The 19,903-nt window shown below is 62.5% G+C and carries 19 protein-coding genes; 8 read left to right on the plus strand and 11 right to left on the minus strand.

What is annotated here, in order from left to right; all coding sequences use genetic code 11:
- Window positions 1–262 precede the first annotated feature (262 nt).
- Complete coding sequence (locus B0G76_RS30735; RefSeq protein WP_120295811.1) at window positions 263–982, minus strand: GntR family transcriptional regulator; 720 nt, start codon at window positions 980–982, stop codon at window positions 263–265.
- On the minus strand, window positions 960–1,184 hold the full coding sequence (locus tag B0G76_RS30740) for a hypothetical protein (protein WP_120295812.1): 225 nt from the start codon (window positions 1,182–1,184) through the stop codon (window positions 960–962). The genes B0G76_RS30735 and B0G76_RS30740 overlap by 23 nt, the downstream gene beginning before the upstream one ends.
- 377 nt (window positions 1,185–1,561) lie before the next feature.
- Between B0G76_RS30740 and shiA the strand changes: the two genes are divergently transcribed.
- The 3 genes from shiA (at window position 1,562) to B0G76_RS30755 (ending at window position 4,830) form a co-directional block, all read left to right on the plus strand.
- On the plus strand, window positions 1,562–2,890 hold the full coding sequence (shiA, locus tag B0G76_RS30745; RefSeq protein ID WP_120295813.1) for a shikimate transporter: 1,329 nt from the start codon (window positions 1,562–1,564) through the stop codon (window positions 2,888–2,890).
- A gap of 397 nt (window positions 2,891–3,287) precedes the next feature.
- Window positions 3,288–4,691, plus strand: coding sequence for an OFA family MFS transporter (locus tag B0G76_RS30750; protein WP_120295814.1), 1,404 nt, complete (start codon window positions 3,288–3,290; stop codon window positions 4,689–4,691).
- Between the two features lie 10 nt (window positions 4,692–4,701).
- A complete protein-coding gene (locus B0G76_RS30755) occupies window positions 4,702–4,830 on the plus strand; it encodes an oxalate:formate antiporter (protein WP_120295815.1) in 129 nt (42 codons plus the stop codon).
- Window positions 4,831–4,954: 124 nt separating this feature from the next.
- On the opposite strand, the gene B0G76_RS44980 is transcribed toward B0G76_RS30755, so the two are convergent.
- The 5 genes from B0G76_RS44980 to B0G76_RS30775 all read right to left on the minus strand — a co-directional run bounded on the left by B0G76_RS44980 (window position 4,955) and on the right by B0G76_RS30775 (window position 10,803).
- Entirely contained in the window at window positions 4,955–5,464 is a 510-nt protein-coding gene (locus B0G76_RS44980) for a YadA family autotransporter adhesin (RefSeq protein WP_409076737.1), read from the minus strand.
- Window positions 5,461–6,531, minus strand: a complete 1,071-nt coding sequence (locus tag B0G76_RS44985; protein ID WP_409076738.1) for a hypothetical protein — start codon at window positions 6,529–6,531, stop codon at window positions 5,461–5,463. Before B0G76_RS44985 ends, B0G76_RS44980 begins: the two co-directional genes overlap by 4 nt.
- On the minus strand, window positions 6,528–8,324 hold the full coding sequence (locus tag B0G76_RS44990) for an ESPR-type extended signal peptide-containing protein (RefSeq protein WP_120295816.1): 1,797 nt from the start codon (window positions 8,322–8,324) through the stop codon (window positions 6,528–6,530). The genes B0G76_RS44985 and B0G76_RS44990 overlap by 4 nt, the downstream gene beginning before the upstream one ends.
- A gap of 490 nt (window positions 8,325–8,814) precedes the next feature.
- The gene (locus B0G76_RS30770; protein ID WP_120295817.1) at window positions 8,815–9,240 is read right to left on the minus strand and encodes a DUF3830 family protein; all 426 of its coding nucleotides are present in this window, start codon (window positions 9,238–9,240) and stop codon (window positions 8,815–8,817) included.
- A 615-nt stretch (window positions 9,241–9,855) separates the two neighbouring features.
- Window positions 9,856–10,803 carry an AraC family transcriptional regulator gene (locus B0G76_RS30775; RefSeq protein ID WP_120295818.1) on the minus strand — a complete coding sequence of 316 codons (948 nt, stop codon included), beginning with the start codon at window positions 10,801–10,803 and terminating at the stop codon, window positions 9,856–9,858.
- 167 nt (window positions 10,804–10,970) lie between these two features.
- On the opposite strand from B0G76_RS30775, the gene B0G76_RS30780 reads away from it, so the two are divergent.
- On the plus strand, window positions 10,971–11,972 hold the full coding sequence (locus tag B0G76_RS30780) for a LuxR family transcriptional regulator (RefSeq protein ID WP_120296921.1): 1,002 nt from the start codon (window positions 10,971–10,973) through the stop codon (window positions 11,970–11,972).
- Between the two features lie 102 nt (window positions 11,973–12,074).
- On the opposite strand, the gene B0G76_RS30785 is transcribed toward B0G76_RS30780, so the two are convergent.
- The 4 genes from B0G76_RS30785 to B0G76_RS30800 are packed head-to-tail and all read right to left on the minus strand — an operon-like array spanning window position 12,075 to window position 14,675.
- The gene (locus B0G76_RS30785) at window positions 12,075–12,596 is read right to left on the minus strand and encodes a transferase hexapeptide repeat family protein (protein ID WP_120295819.1); all 522 of its coding nucleotides are present in this window, start codon (window positions 12,594–12,596) and stop codon (window positions 12,075–12,077) included.
- 9 nt (window positions 12,597–12,605) lie between these two features.
- Window positions 12,606–12,998 carry a nuclear transport factor 2 family protein gene (locus B0G76_RS30790; RefSeq protein WP_120295820.1) on the minus strand — a complete coding sequence of 131 codons (393 nt, stop codon included), beginning with the start codon at window positions 12,996–12,998 and terminating at the stop codon, window positions 12,606–12,608.
- 8 nt (window positions 12,999–13,006) lie between these two features.
- On the minus strand, window positions 13,007–13,792 hold the full coding sequence (locus tag B0G76_RS30795; protein WP_120295821.1) for an SDR family NAD(P)-dependent oxidoreductase: 786 nt from the start codon (window positions 13,790–13,792) through the stop codon (window positions 13,007–13,009).
- A 58-nt stretch (window positions 13,793–13,850) separates the two neighbouring features.
- Window positions 13,851–14,675 carry an alpha/beta fold hydrolase gene (locus tag B0G76_RS30800; protein WP_120295822.1) on the minus strand — a complete coding sequence of 275 codons (825 nt, stop codon included), beginning with the start codon at window positions 14,673–14,675 and terminating at the stop codon, window positions 13,851–13,853.
- 269 nt (window positions 14,676–14,944) lie between these two features.
- On the opposite strand from B0G76_RS30800, the gene B0G76_RS30805 reads away from it, so the two are divergent.
- The 4 genes from B0G76_RS30805 (at window position 14,945) to dmpE (ending at window position 19,871) form a co-directional block, all read left to right on the plus strand.
- Complete coding sequence (locus B0G76_RS30805) at window positions 14,945–15,793, plus strand: SDR family oxidoreductase (protein WP_120295823.1); 849 nt, start codon at window positions 14,945–14,947, stop codon at window positions 15,791–15,793.
- 129 nt (window positions 15,794–15,922) lie between these two features.
- Window positions 15,923–17,512: a DUF1302 domain-containing protein gene (locus tag B0G76_RS30810; RefSeq protein ID WP_259460775.1), complete on the plus strand. Its 1,590-nt coding sequence runs from the start codon at window positions 15,923–15,925 to the stop codon at window positions 17,510–17,512.
- 100 nt (window positions 17,513–17,612) lie between these two features.
- Entirely contained in the window at window positions 17,613–19,004 is a 1,392-nt protein-coding gene (locus B0G76_RS30815; RefSeq protein WP_120295824.1) for a DUF1329 domain-containing protein, read from the plus strand.
- 84 nt (window positions 19,005–19,088) lie between these two features.
- Window positions 19,089–19,871, plus strand: a complete 783-nt coding sequence (gene dmpE, locus B0G76_RS30820; protein WP_120295825.1) for a 2-oxopent-4-enoate hydratase — start codon at window positions 19,089–19,091, stop codon at window positions 19,869–19,871.
- Window positions 19,872–19,903: the final 32 nt, after the last annotated feature.

Here is a 19,903-nt window from a genome sequence, read left to right on the forward strand (position 1 = left end):
TTTCACGGAGCGTCAAGCAGGGCTTAACCCGTACTGCAGGTTGACGGCGTCCAAACGGGGAGACGATGAACATGGACAGGTACAGAAGACGCCGGCTGGACGCGGCATTGGGGAGACGATTCTGGTGGCGCAACGCGGCGGCGCCATGTGCTGGCCGGCCTCCCCCGACCCATGCAGGTCAGAGAAACAAAAAGGCCCGCGGTGATGTCCTCACCGCAGGCCTCTTTTGATCCGTAACGCCAATCAGGCGCCTAACCCGCCGTCAATCCAGAAAATCGCAATTCGCTTCGACAAACGCCGCCAGATCGAGCGAATGCTGCCGCGTCAGCCGTTCGGCCAGCTCGGTGTCGCGCTGCTCCAGCGCCTCGGTGATGCGCAGGTGGTCGACGATCGAACGCGACGCGCGGTCGCTTTGCGAAATGGTCATACGGCGAATCGCCCGCACGTGGATGAAGATGTTCTTGATCGTGTCGAGAATGATCTGCGACTTCGACAACTCGACGATTGCCTGATGAAACGCGATGTTGGCGTCCGAATACTCGGCGATGTGCTCGGCCGGCGTGGCGTCGCGGAAATGGTCGAACATGTGGCGCAGGCGGGCGATTTCCTCGTCTGTGGCGTGCAGCGTGGCAAGACGTGCCGCCATGCTTTCGAGCGCGGCCCACATCTGGATCATTTCGACGATCTCACGCTTGCTCTTGCGCACGATGTAGATGCCGCGCCGCGGCACCATGCGCAGAAAACCTTCCTGTTCGAGCAGCGTCATTGCCTCGCGCACCGGCGTGCGGCTCACGCCCAGCGATTCGCTCAGCACGCGCTCGTCGAGGCGGATTTCCTCATGCGTCTGATAGATATCCGCGTCGGCAATAGCCTGACGCAGCATGACGTACGCCTGATCGCGCAAGCTCGCGCTCGCGCTGATCGGCTGCAACGACAGCGTCAGGGGTGTAGCCACTGCTTCAGTTTGAAGTTTTGACGACATTCATCGCCTCTTGTTGAACACGCTTACGATACGGCGCCGCCGCAGCCATTCCGCCGTCTTGCTCGCCCAGGCCGATGAACCGGCCATGTTGCGCTGCAAGCTGCGCAACCGGTTGAGGAATCCAGCGGGTCAGCAGGACGGTGGCGGCAAAGCCTAAACCCACAACAGCAGCGGCAAGCAGCGCGAGAGGAACAAATTCCATTTGCAACTCCGAATGATTAAGTGAACAGATGACTCAATCATATGCTGCAACGCCGCAAAAATCAATATTCCGTATGTAGTATATCAGTTGATGTTGTTTTTAGGATCACATATTCAAGGTAGCACGAGCAGCTTGCCGGCGGTTCGTCTGCTCGTCCAAACCGATGAAGCTCGGTGTAAACGCGCAAAACGCGCGCTATGCGCGCATCTGCGTTCGATGATCGCGCAATTTCGCCTGAATGCGGATTGTGGGAACGGCGTCCCATCATTAACCTTCGGGAATCCTGTGATGGGCCCGTGGCGGCCACTGCCCTGCATCAACCTCGCCTGCGCCGCGCGCTTCCAGACAGCACCCGAGAATTTGAAGGAGACACCGTCATGAGTACCGCCCTCCCAAATGCGCCGAAAACGGCCATGGCCGACAACCGCACGGCGCGCAGCCGCGCACGCAAAGCGGCGCTCGGCAGCTTCGTCGGCGCCGTGGTCGACTGGTACGACTTCCTGCTGTACGGCATCGTCGCCGCGCTCGTCTTCAACGCCGAGTTCTTCCCGAAGGTCAGCCCGGCGATGGGCACGCTCGCCGCATTCGCGACCTTCGGTGTCGGCTTTCTGTTCCGGCCGCTCGGCGGCTTCGTGTTCGGCCACTACGGCGACCGGCTTGGACGCAAGCGCATGCTGGTCCTCACGGTGATGATGATGGGCCTCTCCACCGCGGCGATCGGCCTGCTGCCGGCCTTCGCCAGCATCGGCTGGTGGGCGCCGGTGCTGCTCGTGACGTTGCGTGCGATCCAGGGCTTCGCGGTTGGCGGCGAATGGGGCGGCGCGGCGTTGATGGCGGTGGAAAGCGCGCCGGAGAAGAAAAAGGCGTTCTACAGCAGCGGCGTGCAGGTCGGCTATGGCGTGGGTCTCGTGCTCGCGACCGGGCTTGTCGCGATCATCAGCCGCTCGATGGACAACGCCGCGTTCCTGAGCTGGGGCTGGCGCCTGCCCTTTCTGTTCAGCGTGGTGCTGGTGCTGATCGCGCTGTGGATCCGCTCGAGCATGGAAGAATCGAAGGAGTTCGTCGAGAAGGTTGGCGAGCACGGCGAACGCAGTGTGCGGCTGCCGATCGTCGAGGCTCTGCTGAAGCACCCCAAGGCGTTCCTGCTGATCATCGCGTTGCGCCTTGCCGAGTTGTTCACGATGTATATCGTGACGGCGTTCGCACTGAACTACTCGACGGCCAATCTGCACATGCCGCGCGAATTCTTCCTCTCGATCGGCCTGCTGGTCGGCGCGGTGAGTTGCGTGACGATTCCCTGCTTTGCGTGGCTCGCGGACCGCTTCGGCCGCCGCCGCGTGTATATCGCCGGCGCGCTGGTCGGCATGTTCAGCGCAGTGCCGTTCTTTCTCGCGCTCGAAGCACGCTCGACCGTGTGGATCGTGATCTTCGCGGTCATGCTCGCCAACGTCGCCCACGACATGGTCGTAAGCGTGCAGCAACCCATGTTCACCGAACTGTTCGGCACCGAGTATCGCTATAGCGGCGCGGGCGTCGGTTATCAGGTAGCGAGCGTGGTCGGCGGCGGCTTCACGCCGTTTATCGCGGTGGCGCTGGTCAGCTTTGCCGGCGGCTCCTGGCATCCGGTGGCGGCGTATCTCGCGATCGGCTGCCTGATCTCGGTGCTGGTGGCAGCGAAGATGAAGACCGGGCGCACGGTCGCCTGATTCGACTCGATAGCTAGTAACTGTTGCAGCGGGCCGGCTTGGCGAAGATGCCAACGCCGGCCCGCTTTTTTCTTATTTCCGCCTGCCTGCCGATTCCGGCGTCCAACTTCCCCCGTGTCCGCTAGCCCATTCCGAGGCGTCATGCCGCATTGCCGCAATTCGACAGATTACGGTCGAATTTCAACAAGCTAATGCATTATGCATTTACATCTCATATTGCAAAGGCCAAATCCACATCCTATTGTTCGTCGAATCGGGTTTTGTATTAAATATGCATACTATATATGACATTCGAATGCATATATTTGCAAGGCGTCGGCCAGCAATTTTTACGCCGGGCACTCAAGCATTGTGTATGAAGCGCCGATAACAAAGAATTCCTCACCGGAGACCGACCATGAGTAGTATCACCGAGCCGAACGGCCATTCAGGCTCTGCCCCATTCTTTTCCAAACAGGCCACCATTGCGAAACCGGGGTTCTCGCGCTGGATGGTTCCGCCCGCGGCCCTTGCCGTTCACCTCTGTATCGGCCAGGCGTACGCCTTCTCCGTGTTCAACGGTCCGCTGACCAAAGTCATCGGCATCACCCAATCCACCGCTGACGACTGGTCGCTGACCTCGCTCGGCTGGATCTTTTCGCTGGCGATCGTGTTCCTGGGTTTGTCGGCGGCGTTTGCCGGCAAATGGCTCGAACATGTCGGCCCGCGCCGCACGATGTTTACCGCCGCGTGCTGCTTCGGCGGCGGCTTCCTGGTCTCAGCGCTCGGCGTGCATCTGCATCAGATCGCGCTGCTCTATCTCGGCTACGGCGTGATCGGCGGGATCGGACTCGGTCTCGGCTATGTATCGCCGGTGTCGACGTTGATCCGCTGGTTCCCGGACCGTCGCGGCATGGCGACCGGCATGGCGATCATGGGCTTCGGCGGCGGCGCGATGATTGCCGCGCCTTTGTCGGTGGCGTTGATGAATCACTTCCGCAGCGCGACCAGCATCGGCGTGGCCGAGACCTTCGTCGTGCTCGGCATTGCGTACTTCATCTCGATGTCGATTGGCGCGCTCGCGATTCGCGTGCCGCCGGCGGACTGGAAGCCGGCCGGCTGGACGCCGCCCGCGACCAACCAGAAGAAGATGATTTCGCGCAACCACGTTCACATCGATCAGGCGTTGAAGACGCCGCAGTTCTATCTGATCTGGCTGGTGCTGTTTCTGAACGTGACGGCCGGCATCGGCATTCTCGGCCAGGCCTCGGTGATGATTCAGGAGAGCTTCAAGGACACCGTAACGGCTGCCGCGGCCGCCGGCTTCGTCGGGCTGCTGTCGCTGTTCAACATGGGCGGCCGTTTCGTATGGGCCTCGGCTTCGGACTGGATCGGCCGCAAGAACACCTACTTCATCTTCTTCGCGCTCGGCGCCGTGCTGTACTACCTCGTGCCCGGCTTTGCCGCATCCGGACAGATCGCCCTGTTCGTGCTTGCCTACTGCGTGATTCTGTCGATGTACGGCGGCGGCTTCGCGACGGTGCCTGCGTATCTCGCGGACATGTTCGGCACTGCGTTCGTCGGCGGCATTCACGGCCGACTGCTGACCGCCTGGGCCGCGGCCGGCGTTGCGGGCCCTGTGCTGGTGAATTACATCCGTGCCTATCAAGTGGCGCACGGCGTGGCAAAGGCGGATGCCTACACGATGACGATCCACATCATGGTTGTGCTGCTGGTGATCGGCTTTGTCTGCAACCTGCTGGTCAAGCGCGTCGACGACAAGCACCACATGACCGACGCACAACTCGCCAAAGGCGCCTAAGGAGACTCGCATGTCGACCGTTCAAGCCGCTCATCCGACCAACAAGGTCAAGCTCGCCGTCTTCTGGCTGTATGTCACGCTGCCGCTGGCATGGGGCGTGATCAATACGCTCACGCAAGCGATGAAACTGTTCAAGTAAGTGTTGCGCTGTACCCCGCACGATCGAACGTGCGGGGTGTCAGACAAGCGGAAGAACGCGCGCGCAAGCCGCGCGCGTTCTTCTCGCCTTCTTCTAGCCGTCTTTTCCTAGCCTCCTCCTCCCGCTACCACTGGTACGCCGCACCGGCGCCGACTGTCGTCGTGGCAGAACTGATGCCCGCACCGAGCTTCACCTTGATGCTCTGAGTGACACGAGCCGACAGACCCACTGCGACCGCCTGATAGCCCTTATAGCCGGCCGTTCCGACACCGATTGCGAGGTTCTTGTTCGCATCGACCTCCGGAACCATGGTCAACGCGATAGCCGACGCCGTGCCCGAATACGCATTGCGCGCCATCTCGTTCATGCCGCCCTGGAATTGCTGCATGTTCACGGCGTCGCCGGGCGCTTGTCCTGCTGCGACGTTGGTGATGCGGCGCTCGTTGCCGCTCGAACCGACCGACACCGTGTTCGACAGATCGGCAACCGAGCCTTCCCCAATCGCAACCGAGTTCGGCGCACTCGCTTTTGCGCCGCCGCCGATCGCCACGGTACCGTTGCCGATCGCCTGCGCAGCATTGCCTGAGCTGTTGACGGCGACATATGAGCTGCCGGTGATCTGCGTATTCTTCACCGCCTGACCGAGGTCGCCGACTGCTGACCGAGGCTGCCAATCTGCTGATTGGTGTTCCAGAGTTGCGCGCCGGTGACCGCATCGGTGCTGGTGGCCGATACATCGCCCGCCTGCAGGTTGGTGAGCGTAACCTTCGGCGTATTGGCTGCCGTGCCGCCGAGGGTAACCTTGTTGTGTGCGGAACTGTCGTACTGGACCGCATTCGCCACGGTGCCGCTCATGGTGCCGATCGTGGTTTGCAAGCCTGCGATGTCGCTGGTGTTTTGCGTCACGCGGCCGTCCAGATTGGTGATCGCGCTGCCGACGTTGTTCACAACCGTGCCGCCCACGCTGTACGACGGAGCCGTTACCGACCCGTCCTGGTTGACCGTCGAGCCGCCACCGAGCGCCACCGCGGTACTTGCCGCGTGCGTATAGAGTTGCGAACCGTTGATTGCATCCGCGCTCGCGGGATTGACCGCACCTGCAGCCACGCCGGTGACCACGCGATTGCCCGCCGTGCCGGCCACGTTAATCAGACTGCCGCCCGTGGTCGCGCCGATGTTGATGATGCGCGACACCGGATCTTGCGTGACGATGCCGATGCCGTCGATCTGCATGCTCTGCTGCAGCGTGGTGAGCCCGCTGTCGAGCGAGCCAAGCGCGTCGCCGACCGTGGTTTGCGTGGCCCCCTGCATGTGGTACGTGGGGCCGGTCACCGTAGCGTCGGCGTTGATCTGCGCGCCGCCGCCGAGCGCCGACACCGCCGGCTTGAACTGGCCGAGGTTAACTGCGGACGCATCCGTGGTGCCCGCCGCGATCCCGGTCAGTTCGCGCGCGCCGCCGGTGCCGGTGAAATCGACGCTGGCGCCGTCGAGATCTTTGGCGACCGTGAAATTGCGCGACGCCTGATCTTGCTGGACAAGCCCGATCTCGCCGTTCGTGATCTGATTCGTGAAGTTGGTCACGTCTCCTTCGATGGTTGTGGTGCGCTGATCGAGGTTGGTGATGCTGGTGGTATTGGTGGCGATATCGCTGGTGTTCTGCGCCACGGCCTGGTTGGTCGCGAACAGTTGCGAGCCGTTCACCGCCTGATCGCTGACGGCGTTGATCGCACCTGCGGCCACGCCCGATATTGAACGATTGCCCCCCTGCCCGCCATATTGACGTGACCCCCGTCGGTCGCTGCACCGACAAGAAGGTCATGAGAGGTTGGATCCTGTGTCACCAACCCGACGGTACCGGTATTGATTTGCGTCTGCAACGACGACAGTCCGGTGTCGAGCGAGCTGAGCGCGCCGCCCACCGTGGTTTGAGTACCGGCTTGAACATGATAGGTCGGGCCGGCTACTGAACCGTCCGCATTGACCGCGGCCCCGTCCCCGAGCGACGAGACGACCGGACTGAGCTGACTCAGATTGACCGCGGAACCCGCCGTTGTGCCCGCTGCCACGCCGAGCAACTCACGCGAGCCGGCGGTCCCGGTGAAGTCGACGCGCTTGCCGTCGGTGGCTTTCGCGACAGTCAGGTCACGCGAAACGGGGTCTTGCCGAACAAGACCGATCGTGCCGTTGTTGATGTTCGTGGTGATGCCGGCAATGTCCGCGGCATTTTGCGCGACCGCCTGGTTGGTGCCGTAAAGCTGCGCGCCGGTGACGGCGTCCGAACTATCTGCAGTCAGCTCGCCAGTCGCGATGTTAGTGAGCTTGACAGGCGTGCCAGCATTGCCGAGCGTCGCGATATCGTGCTTGGCGGAGTCGTACTGGAGCGCGTCGGCGCTGCCGGCTGCACTGCTTTTCGCAACCGCGGCTAAAGCCGCACCGACGTCGTTACAGGTAGAACCTGCGATGGCATAGGCCGGCGCGGTCACTGAACCGTCCTGGTTCACTGCGGCGCTGCCCCCAAGTGCCCCAGCCACGCCTCTTAGTTGCCCGACTGTCGCCGCGTCGGAATCGAATGTTCCACTTGCGACATTGATGATCTGGCGACGCTGGGCGGTAGTGCCCACTGAAACCGAATTCAACCTGTCCGCCACCGAGTCGTTACCCAAGGCGACAGAGCCGGCCGCACTAACTAATGCGTTAGTGCCCAACGCCATCGAACTCCCCGCCGCGGAAGCGACGAACGCGTTATAGCCAATGGCAACCGAACAGCCTCCATTTGCCATCGCATTGGTGCCAAAGGCCAACGTGTTGAATCCTTCAGCGTCGGCGTTGTAGCCAATCGCCGCAGCGTTGCTTGCCTTGGCGCTGGTCGACGCGCCCGCACCGATCACGGTGGTATTCGCCGCCAGAGCGGCGGCACCCGAGCCGACTGCCGTCGCACCGACGAGACCCGCAACAGCCTTCGCCCCAACTGCAAGAGCATTGACGCCGGAGGCTGTCGCCGCTGGACCGATGGCCATCGCGTTCATATCGCTCGACGCGCTGGTGGAGGTGCCCTGAACGACGTTTGCACTCACGGCAATGTAGTCCATCACAGACGCCGCCGCAGAGACCGCCCCGAGGTTCATTGAACTCGCCTGGGCACGGCCCGCCCGCTGCACCGCGGCAACCGGCGGATTGCCCGCAAACCCGCTCGCGTTGTTGATCGCCACCGCCAACTGTACGGGCGTTGCTGTATCGACGGTCACCGGCTTCGCAGTGTCGGCAGATTGCGCGCCTGGAACCTCATCCACTTTGATACAACCCGTCTCCGCTCCACACTCAGCAGCACTCACCGGCAGCGAAAACGCCAGTACGCCCAACAACCCCGCGCCGGCGACCGCCAGCGCACCGCACGCCGACGCACCCTTCGCGCCACGGCTCTTCGCCACCTCCGACGCGGCCACATACGTGCGGGTCGTTCTATTCCAGACAGTCTTATAGATCTTGTTCAACATTCCTCCCAATCATTTTTATCGACATTCAGACACCATGATTTTTCTTAAGACATCCTAAATATTTAACTTAAACGCAGAAAAACTTAAGAATGCACTGCACGTTCACTGACCGGCAAACGCGAGTCCCCTAGTGTGCCGTCCGCTTACACGATGGCGAATACGACAACTCCTAAAAGCGATTTTTTAGCTTGAATAAGGACAAACGACATACCGCGTTTAGGACGAAAAGTGCCAAACGTCTTAGGTCAGCCGGGATATTTTTAGGCGGCGTTAAGACACGCTCCTAACGTTTCTTAAACCGGGAGGAGGGGTATTGAGCCAACGACGTGACATGGAGTGACGCAGCGCCGTGCGAGACACGGGCATTGAACGAGACAAGTCGGCAAGCGGTCTGATGCCGCTCGCCGAGGTAGACACAACTATTTGACGAGGCGCCGCCGTTTCGCTTCGATCGGGAGCCAGCGCGACGCCATCATTTCATCGAAGAACTTCAGATCTTCTCGAACAGCACGTCTTGCGCACCTTCCCACAGCACCTTGGTGCCGAGTTCGCGCAGCTTTTCCTTGCCTTCGACGATGGTCAGGAAGTGATTACCCGCAAGCTGGCCCATCTTGCTCGCGAAGCAGCACGAACCGTACGCAAGAATGATCTCAGTTTCGCTGTAACCGCCCGGGTAGAACAGGATGTCGCCAACCGACGGATGGCTCGTGTGATTTTCAAAGCCGACCGCCGCGCCGTCGTTTTCGAGTTTGAAGTCGCCAAGCGGAACCCAGCAACCCTCGCCGCTCCAGCGCACGTGGATGATCTTCTGACGGTACGGCAGGAGCTTCAGAAAGGCGGCCACCGTTTGCGGTGCGTCAGGATGCGTTTCGGCAGTAAAGACGTGGCCGCAGGAGGTGATTCGAAGTCGGGTCATCGCTGGGTATCCGGTGTGAAGGTTAAGTGGAAAGATCGGTCAGACGCCGGCCGGGGCCAGGCCGCTGGCGCAACATTCTGTCGGCCGATGCAAGGCTTCGACAGATACAGTTGCGGTACATCTGGTCAGGCCAGTTGAACCAGTGGCGGCGGCGACCGCACGTCACGCAGGCCACAACCCATTCATGGCGACCCGCCACGAACCGCCGTCACCTCTTGCAATCCAACAGGCACAACAGTTGCGCGCGGCTTCATGCTAACCACATATTGAACCCAAAGGCTCCGGAACTGGCCGGAACAGCGTCAAGGCCTGCCCATGCCAGGTCCGTCCTCAATAGCGCCACGAAAGTTCGTAGTTTGCAAGCCGCGCAATGCGCAGCAAACTGCGAAAAGTACGTGATTGCCGTTTCGGCGATTCATTGAACCTTGCCCTCGATGATGCACGGCGGTTGGCCTCGATGCGCTGCGTCATGCGGCGACCAGGCATTCCCGCGCGGCCAGGCAGTACAGCGTATCGCAGCCGGAGAACGGCCCGCGTGCCGTCAATCGCCGGCCTGCCGCTTGAACGTCGCACGCCGGCAAGCCGCCCACACCATCCAGCCGCGCAGCCCGACTCTTAACCGCGCAGCCGGTAGGCAAGCGGCGTGACGCCGTAGCCACGCTTGAACTGCACGGAGAAATGACTGGCGTTCTCGAAACCAACCGCGATCGCGATTTGCTGCACCGGCTGATCGGTGGCGCGCAGCAGCCTCGCAGCCTCCTCGAGCCGCAAGCGCGTGACGAACTGGTGAGGCGTTTCACCGGTTTCGCGGCGGAACACACGAGCAAAATGAAAGCTGCTTAACCCGGCCTGTGTGGCCAGTTCGCCGATGGCCAGATCGGCGGCCAGGTTGGCGCGAATGTAATCGGTTACACGGCGGATGCGGCGCGGCACCAGGCGCTCGGGCTGCGGCGGCAGGCCGGCCTCGGCGCGACGGCCGCGCGAGTAATGTTGCAGGAGATGAGCGGCGAGCGCGTGAGCCAGCGCGTCGACGTACAGCCGCGAGTCGGCAGGGTCGCCCGCGGCGCGATGCAATGCGCCGAGCATCGCGGCGATCAACGGATCATGAAACTGCATCGCGTCGCCAAGAGACAGCTCGCGTGAGCCGCCCAGCCCCATCTGGTCGGCGACGCTGTCGATCAGGCTGCGCTCCAGGTGCAAATGGACGGTCGACAGCGGCTCATCGCTGATCGAACGCCAGCGCCACGCGATCGGCACGGGCGGCACGAACCAGACGTCGCCCACGCGCAGGTCGGCGCTTTCCCAGCGTCCGTTCAGGTTGCGCTCGAGGTGTTCGGCGCCGCTGCCGAGCGTCATCAGCGTGACATCCTGCAGGCCAGGCGCCTCCAGCAGTTCCTGCTCGGCGGGTTCGAGGTACGAGCGCAGCACCAGGTGCCGCCACGGGCGATCCACGCTCGACACCAGTTTCTGGCCCGCCATATAGCGGTCGTAAGCAAGCGTCGTTGTCAGTTTTGGAATTTTTGCCGTCACGTCGTCTATTCCTGGGAGGTCCCGTATGCACATGAGCAAACCCTGTCACACCCGTATTGCCGGTTAAGCCAGGTCCCGGTTAGAGGTCAGCGCAAGATCTCAAAAATGATAGCAAGGAACCGGCTACCGTAATATTTGGAAATAGTTAATCATCCAGGTTGTCGTCCATCACGCGTTTCGAACGCTGGAGCTACCGTTTCATGGAACACGAATGCGATACGCTGCCGCATTGGCTGACCGGCTCGCCGCAAGGCGAAGCCAGCCACGTGTCGGCGGCTTACAACTCAGCGGTTACCGCACAACCGGTTTACCCGGCCGGCATGCGGCAACCCGAGAAATCAGCCCACGCGGCTGAAGCATCCAGGGCATCCGCCCGCACCGCATCAGGCATGGCGCCCGCAGGTTTTCTCACGCTCTTCACCGAGGAGGAGATTGGCACGCCCTCGCCCGCCGCGCGGCGGTCCGCACCGATAATCAGCCCGCTGGTGCGTTTTGGCAGCGCGCAGGACCGCATCGAATTCGTGCGGCGGCGCATCAGGCAACTCGGCTTCGACTCGTTCAGCTATTCGGCCACGCGCACCACCGCGCATCACAAGACGATGTTCGTGCTGACCAGCTACGAGTCGCAGACATGGCTCACGCGCTATTTCCGAGAGCGTTATTTCGAGCTCGATCCGCGCGTCGCGCTGGCGTCGCCGACCGGCATGCCGTTCCTCTGGAACACCGCCGACATGCGCGCCGACCTGCCGCGCGCGCAGATGCGCAGTGAAAGGCTCGGCGGGCTGATCGACTTGCTGGAGGCCACCGGCCGCAAAAGCGGGATTCTTACGCAGATGCCGCTGCCCGAGCCGGAACTGAGCGCGAGCCTGTGCTTCAACTCGGAGATCGGCAACCCGCGCTGGATGACGGAATCGATCGTGGCCGAAACGCTGATGTTCGCGCACACGATCCACGAATTCATCTGGACGCACGCGAAAAGCGTGATCGGCATCGCGCCCGCGCAGCAGCAACGCGTCGCGCTGAGCGATTTGCAGCATGCGGTGCTGAAGGCGGTCGTGCAGGGTCAGCGCGACAAGGAAATTGCCTACTTCCTCGGGCTGTCGCCGCACAACGTCGACTATCACCTGCGGCGCTTGCGGCAATTGTTCAACGTGCGCAATCGCGTGCAGTTGATCAATGTGGCGCAGGGGTATGTGACGTAGTATAGGTATGGAAGAGCGCAGCGGCCGGCGCGTGTGTTGCGCCGGCCGCTGCGTTTCTACTTTAATGCCACACTGGCGCCACCCAATGGGCCGCGTCGAATCTCAAACGCTGCGCATGGTGCGCAGGCAATCCGCCGCGAGCTGCTGGTAAAGCCGGGTTCCGGACGATTTCGCCACGATCTCCTCTTCGCTCAGGGTGCGCACCACGCGCCCCGGCACCCCGGCCACCAGTACGCCCGCCGGCACCCGCCAGTCCTTCTTGACGAACGCGCAAGCGGCCACGATGCTCGTCGCGCCGAGTACGGCACCGTCCATCACGACGGCATGCATGCCCACCATCGTGTTCGGTTCCAGGGTCGCGCCGTGAATGATCGCGCTGTGCCCGACATGACTGTCGACGCCAAGCTGGCAAGCATTCGCCACGCCGGTGTGCAGCACGCAACTATCCTGCACGTTGCTGCCACGCTCCACCACCACCGCGCCGAAATCCCCACGCAGGCTCGCATGCGGCCCGATGTAACAGCAGGCGGCCACCGTCACGTCGCCGATCAGCACGGCACTTGGATGAACGTACGCTGACGGATCGACGCGCGGCCGCTTGCCGTTGAACTCGTAGAGCGCCATCGCGCCGGTTCAGCTCGCGTCCGCGAGCACGTGATAGTCGTCCGCACCCCAGTAGGCACGCATGCGCAGAATCTTGCCAGCAGCGTCGAAGTCCATGACATCGGTCACGTCGATATGCGCGGGCCCGCCGTCCTGCCCCGCGATATGCACGCGAAAGCTGATCGACGCGCTGTTGCCGTGCGAGCCGCGCGGCGGCGCCATCAGTTCGAGCCGGGCACCCACTGACGTCGCGTATGTATAGAACGTTTCGATTTCGCTCTTGCCCTCTTTCAGGGGCGTGCCGACCGGATCCTCGACGCTCGCGTTATCGGCGAACAGCGCGACGACGCGTGCAGCGTCGGCCGCGTTGAACGCCTCGATATAGTCGACGAGGCGAGCCTTCATGGTTTCGCTGGTGTTCATCTGATCTCCTAACGTGCGGTGTAGCCGCCGTCGATCACCAACTCCGTGCCGGTCACATAGCGGCCGGCCGGCGACACCAGATACAGAATGCCCGCCGCGATATCCTGCGGATCGCCGATCTTCGCGAGCGGCACGAGCGTTTTCATATGCGCGAAAATCTGCTCCGGATCCCCGAGTTTGGCGAACGCCTCTTCCAGCAACGGCGTGCGGATAAAGCCAGGGTGCACGGAATTCGCGCGAATGTTCTGCGTGGCGTACAGCATCGCCTCGGTCTTCGCCATCAGCCGCACCGCGCCCTTCGATGCGTGGTAAGCCGGCACATCCGGCCCGCCAACCAGCCCATACATCGACGACAGATTCACGATCGAGCCGCCGCCCGCCGTCAGCATGTGCGGAATCGCGTACTTGGTGCAGAGAAACACGCCCGTCACATTCACATCGATGACTTTCTGCCATTGCTGCAGCGTCATTTCGTGCGTGGGCAGATTCGCGCCTTCGATACCGGCGTTGTTCACCAGCGCGTCGAGCCGTCCAAAGCGCGTGGCGATTTCGCCGAACACGCGCTGCACGTTGTCTTCCTGCGTGACGTCCATCTTCCAGAACGCCGCGCGCCCGCCCGACTCGTTGATCTCGGCGACCAGTTTCTCGCCCGGCTCTGTCAGCACGTCGAGGACCGCGATCGCCGAACCGGCCGCGGCCAGCGTGCGGGCCGTCTGCGCACCGATGCCGCGCGCGCCGCCCGTGATGGCGGTCACCTTGCCGCTCATGTCGAACAGTTGATGGGGAAATGTCATACCGTCTCCGTCATGTTTTAGTTGGGGTTTCTGCGGCACGCCGCATCCGAAGCATGCCTCAAGCGGCGCGCCGTTCCGCGAGAAATTCCAGACATTCGCGATTGAAATACCGCCGATGCTCGACCATCACCCAGTGCCCGCAGCGATTCATCAGAACAAAGCGCGCGTCGGCGCAGTGTTCGAGAAAACGCATCGCGCCGCTGGCTGGATTGAAGCGGTCGTCCGTGCCCCAGAAACCCAGCACCGGACATTTGAGTTCGCCGAGCCGTTCAGTGAGATTCGGCACGCGCATCGTCGACAGCACTTCCGGCGGTTGCTGCTCGCACACGGCGAGGCGTTCTTCGACCAGCGCATCCGTGACGAGGCTGCGATCGAACACCAGCAGTTCGAGCAATTGCCGCATCGTCAGGCGGTTCATCTGGCGGTTCGTGAAGAGCGACACCATCTTCTGGATGCCCTCCATCCTGAAGTAAGTCTCACGCTCCTCGACACCGCCTGGGGCCATCATGATCAGGCTGTCGACGTCGTCGGGATAGTCGAGCGCGTATTGCAACGCGATCGCGCCGCCGAGCGAATTGCCGAGCAAGGTCGCCCGGCCGATGCCGTTCGCGGTGAGCTGCGCGCGCAACGCGTCGACGAAGAAGTCGAGCGCGTAGTTCACGTCCGTGGGCTTCGACGACGCGCCATAACCCGGCAGATCGACCACGATCGCGCGATGACCGGCGGCGGCGAACTGCGGGTAGTTGTGCTTGAAGTTGCTGAAGCCGCTCGCGCCCGGGCCGCTGCCGTGAATGAACACCACGGGCGCGCCGCTGCCGGCCTCGAAGTGATGCAGCGTCAGGCCGCCAGGGACTTCCGTGAAAATCCCCTTGGGCGCCTGCAGGGTTACCGGCGCGTTGCCGGACCTGGCGTGCGCTTCGGGCGTGTTGGGATTCGGTGGGCGTTGCGTTCATGCGCGCTTGTCTCCTGTGTCGGCCATGCAAGTTGGCTGCTGCCGCGCGCCGCGCTCTTTCGCGCGGCAGATTGTATGAGGGTCGCTAGCGAAAGCATCATCCCTTCGAATCCGCAGCGAAACATCGTCTTTTCGGACTACGAGGCAGCGCCGCATTTCTCCTACCATCGGCCCCACATGAGCGGAGGGAGATAACGGCAATGACAGGGTTCGATTTCAGCGGCAAGGTGGTGCTGGTGACAGGCGGCACCAAAGGGATCGGTGCGGCCATCGCACAGGCTTTCAGGGAGGCAGGCGCAACGGTGTACATATGCGGACGCACACCGCCTGCGAGCGCGGCAGCAGGTTCGCAGACAAATCCGCAAGAGAGTCCACATGCGGATTTGCCTGACAACGCCCCGCGCTTCATCGCTGCGGACGTGCGCGACATCGACACCATCGACGCCATGCTCGCGCGGATCGAACGCGAAACCGGCCGGCTCGACGTGCTCGTCAACAACGCGGGCGGCGCGCCGTTCGCACTCGCTGCGCAGGCTTCGCCGCGCTTCACCGAAGCCGTCATCCGTCTGAACCTGCTGGCGCCGCTCCAACTCGCGCAACGTGCGAATGCGTTGATGCAACAGCAAGCGGAAGGCGGCGTCCTGCTGTTCAACGGCAGCGTGAGCGGTTTGCGGGCGTCGCCCGGAACAGCCGCCTATGGCGCAGCGAAAGCCGGCTTGCTGAATGCCGTGCGCTCGCTCGCGGTGGAATGGGCCCCCAAGGTTCGCGTGTGCGCGGTGAGTCCGAGTCTCGTCGAAACCGAAGCCGCCACCAGCGGCCATACAGGGTCCTCATCGGCGGACGGCGCGGCTTCGCTCGACAACATCACCGCGACGATTCCCGCCGGCCGGCTCGCAAAACCCGGCGACATTGCGTCCGCATGCCTGTTTCTCGCCTCGCCGCACGCCGCCTATGCCTCGGGCAGCAATCTGATTCTCGAAGGCGGCGGCGAAGTGCCCGCCTTTCTCGCCGCCACCGATCTGCACAAAGCGTTCGCCACCAAGCCGTAGACGCATTCGCTCGCGCACGCCTCGCATCCCTGGGGCAAGCGACTAGTCCGTTTTGACGATTCTCGCGCCGCACGTGCCCCCTAACCTCTGATCACAACAAATTTCAGATGTGACCACAGAGGAGACAGGATGCAGATCAACAGAACACAAGAGCGCGCACCGGCGATGCGCGCGGTGTGCGCGGCATGCAGGCTCGCCGTGCTGGCAGCGGCGTCCGCAGCAACGATGACGACCTTCGCCACCCCGGCTTACGCGGGCGACACCGTCAATCTCGGCGCGGACACCACGCTCGATTACACCTTCACGCTCGGCTATGGCCTGGGGATGCGCACGCGCGCGCCGAGCGGCAATCTGCTGACGCCCGCGAACATCAACGGCGACGACGGCGACCGCAACTTCGCGAAGAACAAGCTGATCGAGAATCAGGTGAGCCTGCTCGGCGAAGTGAACGTCAAGCACGACGACTGGGGTATCTTCGTGCGGGCCAACGTGTTCTACGATCAGGCATACCAGCACCCGAACAACAACGACGCGCCCTTCACCGTCAACCATAGCGGCGCGTACAACCAGTTCACCAGCGACGCGAGCTACTTTGCCGGCGGATACCCGCAGCTGCTCGCAGCCTACGCGTACGACACGATCCACTTTGGCGGCACGAGCCTGAACGTCAAGGTGGGCGAACAAGTGGTCGCGTGGGGCGAGAGCGTGTTCTTTCCGAACATCTCAGGCGCCCAGGGGCCAGCCAATGCGACCGCCAGCTATGTGGCCGGAGCGGAGGTCAAGGACATCCTGCTGCCCGTGCCGCAAATTTCGACGCAGTGGCAAATCGCGCCTAACTTCAGCCTGCTCGGCTATTACCAGTTTGCGTTCCAGCCTAACCGACTCGTGCCGCCCGGCGCCTTCTGGAGCTACTCGGACGTCGTCGGCCCCGGCGCGCAGTACATCATCGGGCCGGGTGGCCTCCAGATTCCGCGCGGCAACGACATCCGGCCGAACGGCGACGACCAGTGGGGCGTGGGCGCACGCTGGCGCGTGTTCGGCGACACCGAAATCGGTGCGTACTACCTGCATTACAACGACATGAACCCGAGTGTCGTGACGACGTATTTCCCGACGCTGCAGTACCAGCAGAAGTACTTCGATCACATCAAACTCACCGGCCTGAGCTTCTCGACCGATCTGAACGGCGTGAATGTCGCTGGTGAAACGTCGTACCGGCAAGGCGCCGCCGTGCTCGTGAACACACCCACGGGTGCGCAGTCGACGCGCGGCGACGTATGGCAATCGAATCTTTCGGCGATCTATTCGATCGGACCGACCTTCCTTGCCGCATCACAAACGCTGGTGGGTGAAGTCTCGTATGTGCACGCTGGCAACCTCACGCCGATTATGGGCTCGACGACGCTCAACGCCACGCGCAATTCCGCCGCCTTCGAGGTGGCATGGACGCTCAGCTACAAGAACGTGTTCAACGGCTGGGACGTCGACGTGCCGCTCACCTATGCCGACGACTTCACCGGCAAATCCGCGCTCTCCGGTGCACTGGGTTCACTGACCGGCGTGGGCGACCACCGCGTGACCGTCGGCGTGAACTTCACGCGCCTGAGCAACCTGAAGCTCGGGATCGTCTACGCGAAATTTCTCGGTACGCCGGACCCGAACAATCGCCCGCTCGCCGATCGCGATTATGTGCTTGCAACAGCGACTTACTCGTTCTGACGCCGCGCGCCGAGCTTGACGAGCGCCTAGCGTATCAGGCGCTTTGCAGCATGCATCACCCTTTGAATCAGCCGTCTTTTTACTGCAAGAGGATTTGGTCATGAGTCGAATTTTCAATCCCGCATTGCGCGTCTGCGCGTTCGCGGCCGCCGCCGCGCTCGCCACCGCACTGGGCGCCCCATCGTTCGCCAAAACCAGCCCGGAAGATCTCGCCAAACTCGAAGGTCCGCTCACGCCGATGGGCGCCGAGCGCGCGGGCAACGCCGACGGCACGATTCCCGCGTGGAGCGGCAAATGGTTCGGCACGCCGCCGGGCGTCGACTACAAGCCGGGCCAGCGCTTCCCCGATCCGTATGCAAACGAGAAACCGCTCTTTGTGATCACCGCGCAGAACATGCAGCAGTACGAAGCGCGTCTCACCGACGGCGAGAAAGCGCTGTTGAAGAAGTATCCTGACAGTTTCAAGATTCCCGTCTATCCGAGCCACCGCGATTTCAGCTATGGTGACGCCGTGTACAAGGATATCCGCCTGTACGCCCCCACCACCACGATGACGAAAGACCAGAACGGCCTGAAGGATTTCCCGCCGGTCACGCCATTCCCAGTGCCGAAACACGGTGTCGAGGCGATGTGGAATCTGCGTTTCGCATCGGCGATCGAAGGCGAAACCGCGACCTACGATCAGGCCGTGGTCTACCCCGACGGCAATATTGCATGGGGTAAGGTGCAGTACGCGATTTACGGGCCGCGCAGCGCCGACCACTTCGATCCGAAGAACACGCTGAACGCGAAGAGCTTCTTCCGCCAGACCACGATGCTGCCGCTCTCGGATCGCGGCACGATCATCACCGGCTTTGAAATGTGGGACCGGGAAGGCTCCGATACGCGCCGTACATGGTCGTATAACCCCGGCACGCGACGCGTGCGCCAGGCGCCGGAGTTCGGCTTCGACCAGCCCGAGGGGCCAGGCGGTTTTCGTACCGTCGACGACGATCGCCTCTTCAACGGGTCAGGCGAGCGTTACGACTGGAAGATCATCGGCAAGCGCGAAGTGTATGTGCCGTACGACAACTACAAGCTGATGGACTCGTCGATCAAGTACACCGATCTGCTGACCAAGGGTCACGAGAACACGCAATACATGCGCTTCGAACTGCATCGCGTGTGGGTGTTGCAGGCCACGCTCAAGTCGGGTTATCGCCATCAATACGCGAAACGGGTGCTGTATCTCGACGAAGACACCTGGAACGCAGTTACCGCCGATAACTACGACGCCCGCGGCACGCTGTGGCGCACCAACCTCGCCCCGACGCTCTACGCGTTCGACGCCAAAACGTTCTACTCGACCTCCGTGTTCTATCACGATCTGATCTCAGGCGCCTACTACGCAGACCGTCTGTCGAATCAGGAACCGATGCCGGTGCTCACGCGCGGCTCGCAACTGACCGAAGCGTACTTCTCGCCCGACGCGATTCGCGGCGCGGGTAATTGATCTCATTGCACCTCTTTTGAGGCCACGACCGGGGACGGATTCAGGTTCCGCCCCGGCGTTTTTCCCTTTCTATTGGCGCTCGCCATGACTTCGACACTTCACGCCACACTCGGCGACGAGCTTTACCACGCATGGCGCGAGCGCGCGCCGATCGCTCCGTTCTCGGCCCGCGCCGGCGGCTTGTCGCTCGCCGACGCCTACCGCGTGCAGCAGCACTTCGTCGCACGCCGCATCGAAGCGGGCGAAACCATCGTCGGCAAGAAAATCGGCGTGACGAGCCAGGCCGTGCAGGACATGCTCGACGTGCGCCAACCCGATTTCGGCGTGCTGCTGTCCGGCATGCACTACGTCGCCGGCGAGGACATCCCGATCGCGAAACTGATTGCACCCCGCGCGGAAGGCGAAATTGCGTTCTATCTGAAGGATGATTTGCGCGGTCCGGGCATCACGCGAGAAGCGGTGCTGGCCGCAACCGAAGCCGTCGGCGCGTGTTTCGAAATCGTCGATTCGCGCATCCGTGATTGGGCGATCCGCATTGGCGACACGGTGGCCGACAACGCGTCATGCGGCGTCTACGTGCTCGGCGATGAGCGTGTTTCGCCGCACGGGCTCGATCTCGCCGCATGCCACATGACGCTCGATAAGAACGGCACGCGCGTAGCGGAAGGAGTCGGCGCGGCCGCGCTGGGTCACCCGGCCGATGCTGTCGCATGGCTCGCGAACACGCTGGGCGAGCTCGGCGTGCCGCTGCTCGCCGGAGAAGTCGTGCTGTCGGGTTCACTGGCGGCATTGATTCCCGTTGCTTGCGGCGACCAGTTGCACATGCGGATTGAGGGCATCGGGAGTTGTTCCGTGCGCTTCATCTAAGCGCTTCACCGTCTTTTCCTTGAGGATGCATT

This window comes from Paraburkholderia sp. BL23I1N1 (assembly GCF_003610295.1).
Taxonomy (GTDB): Bacteria; Pseudomonadota; Gammaproteobacteria; order Burkholderiales; family Burkholderiaceae; genus Paraburkholderia.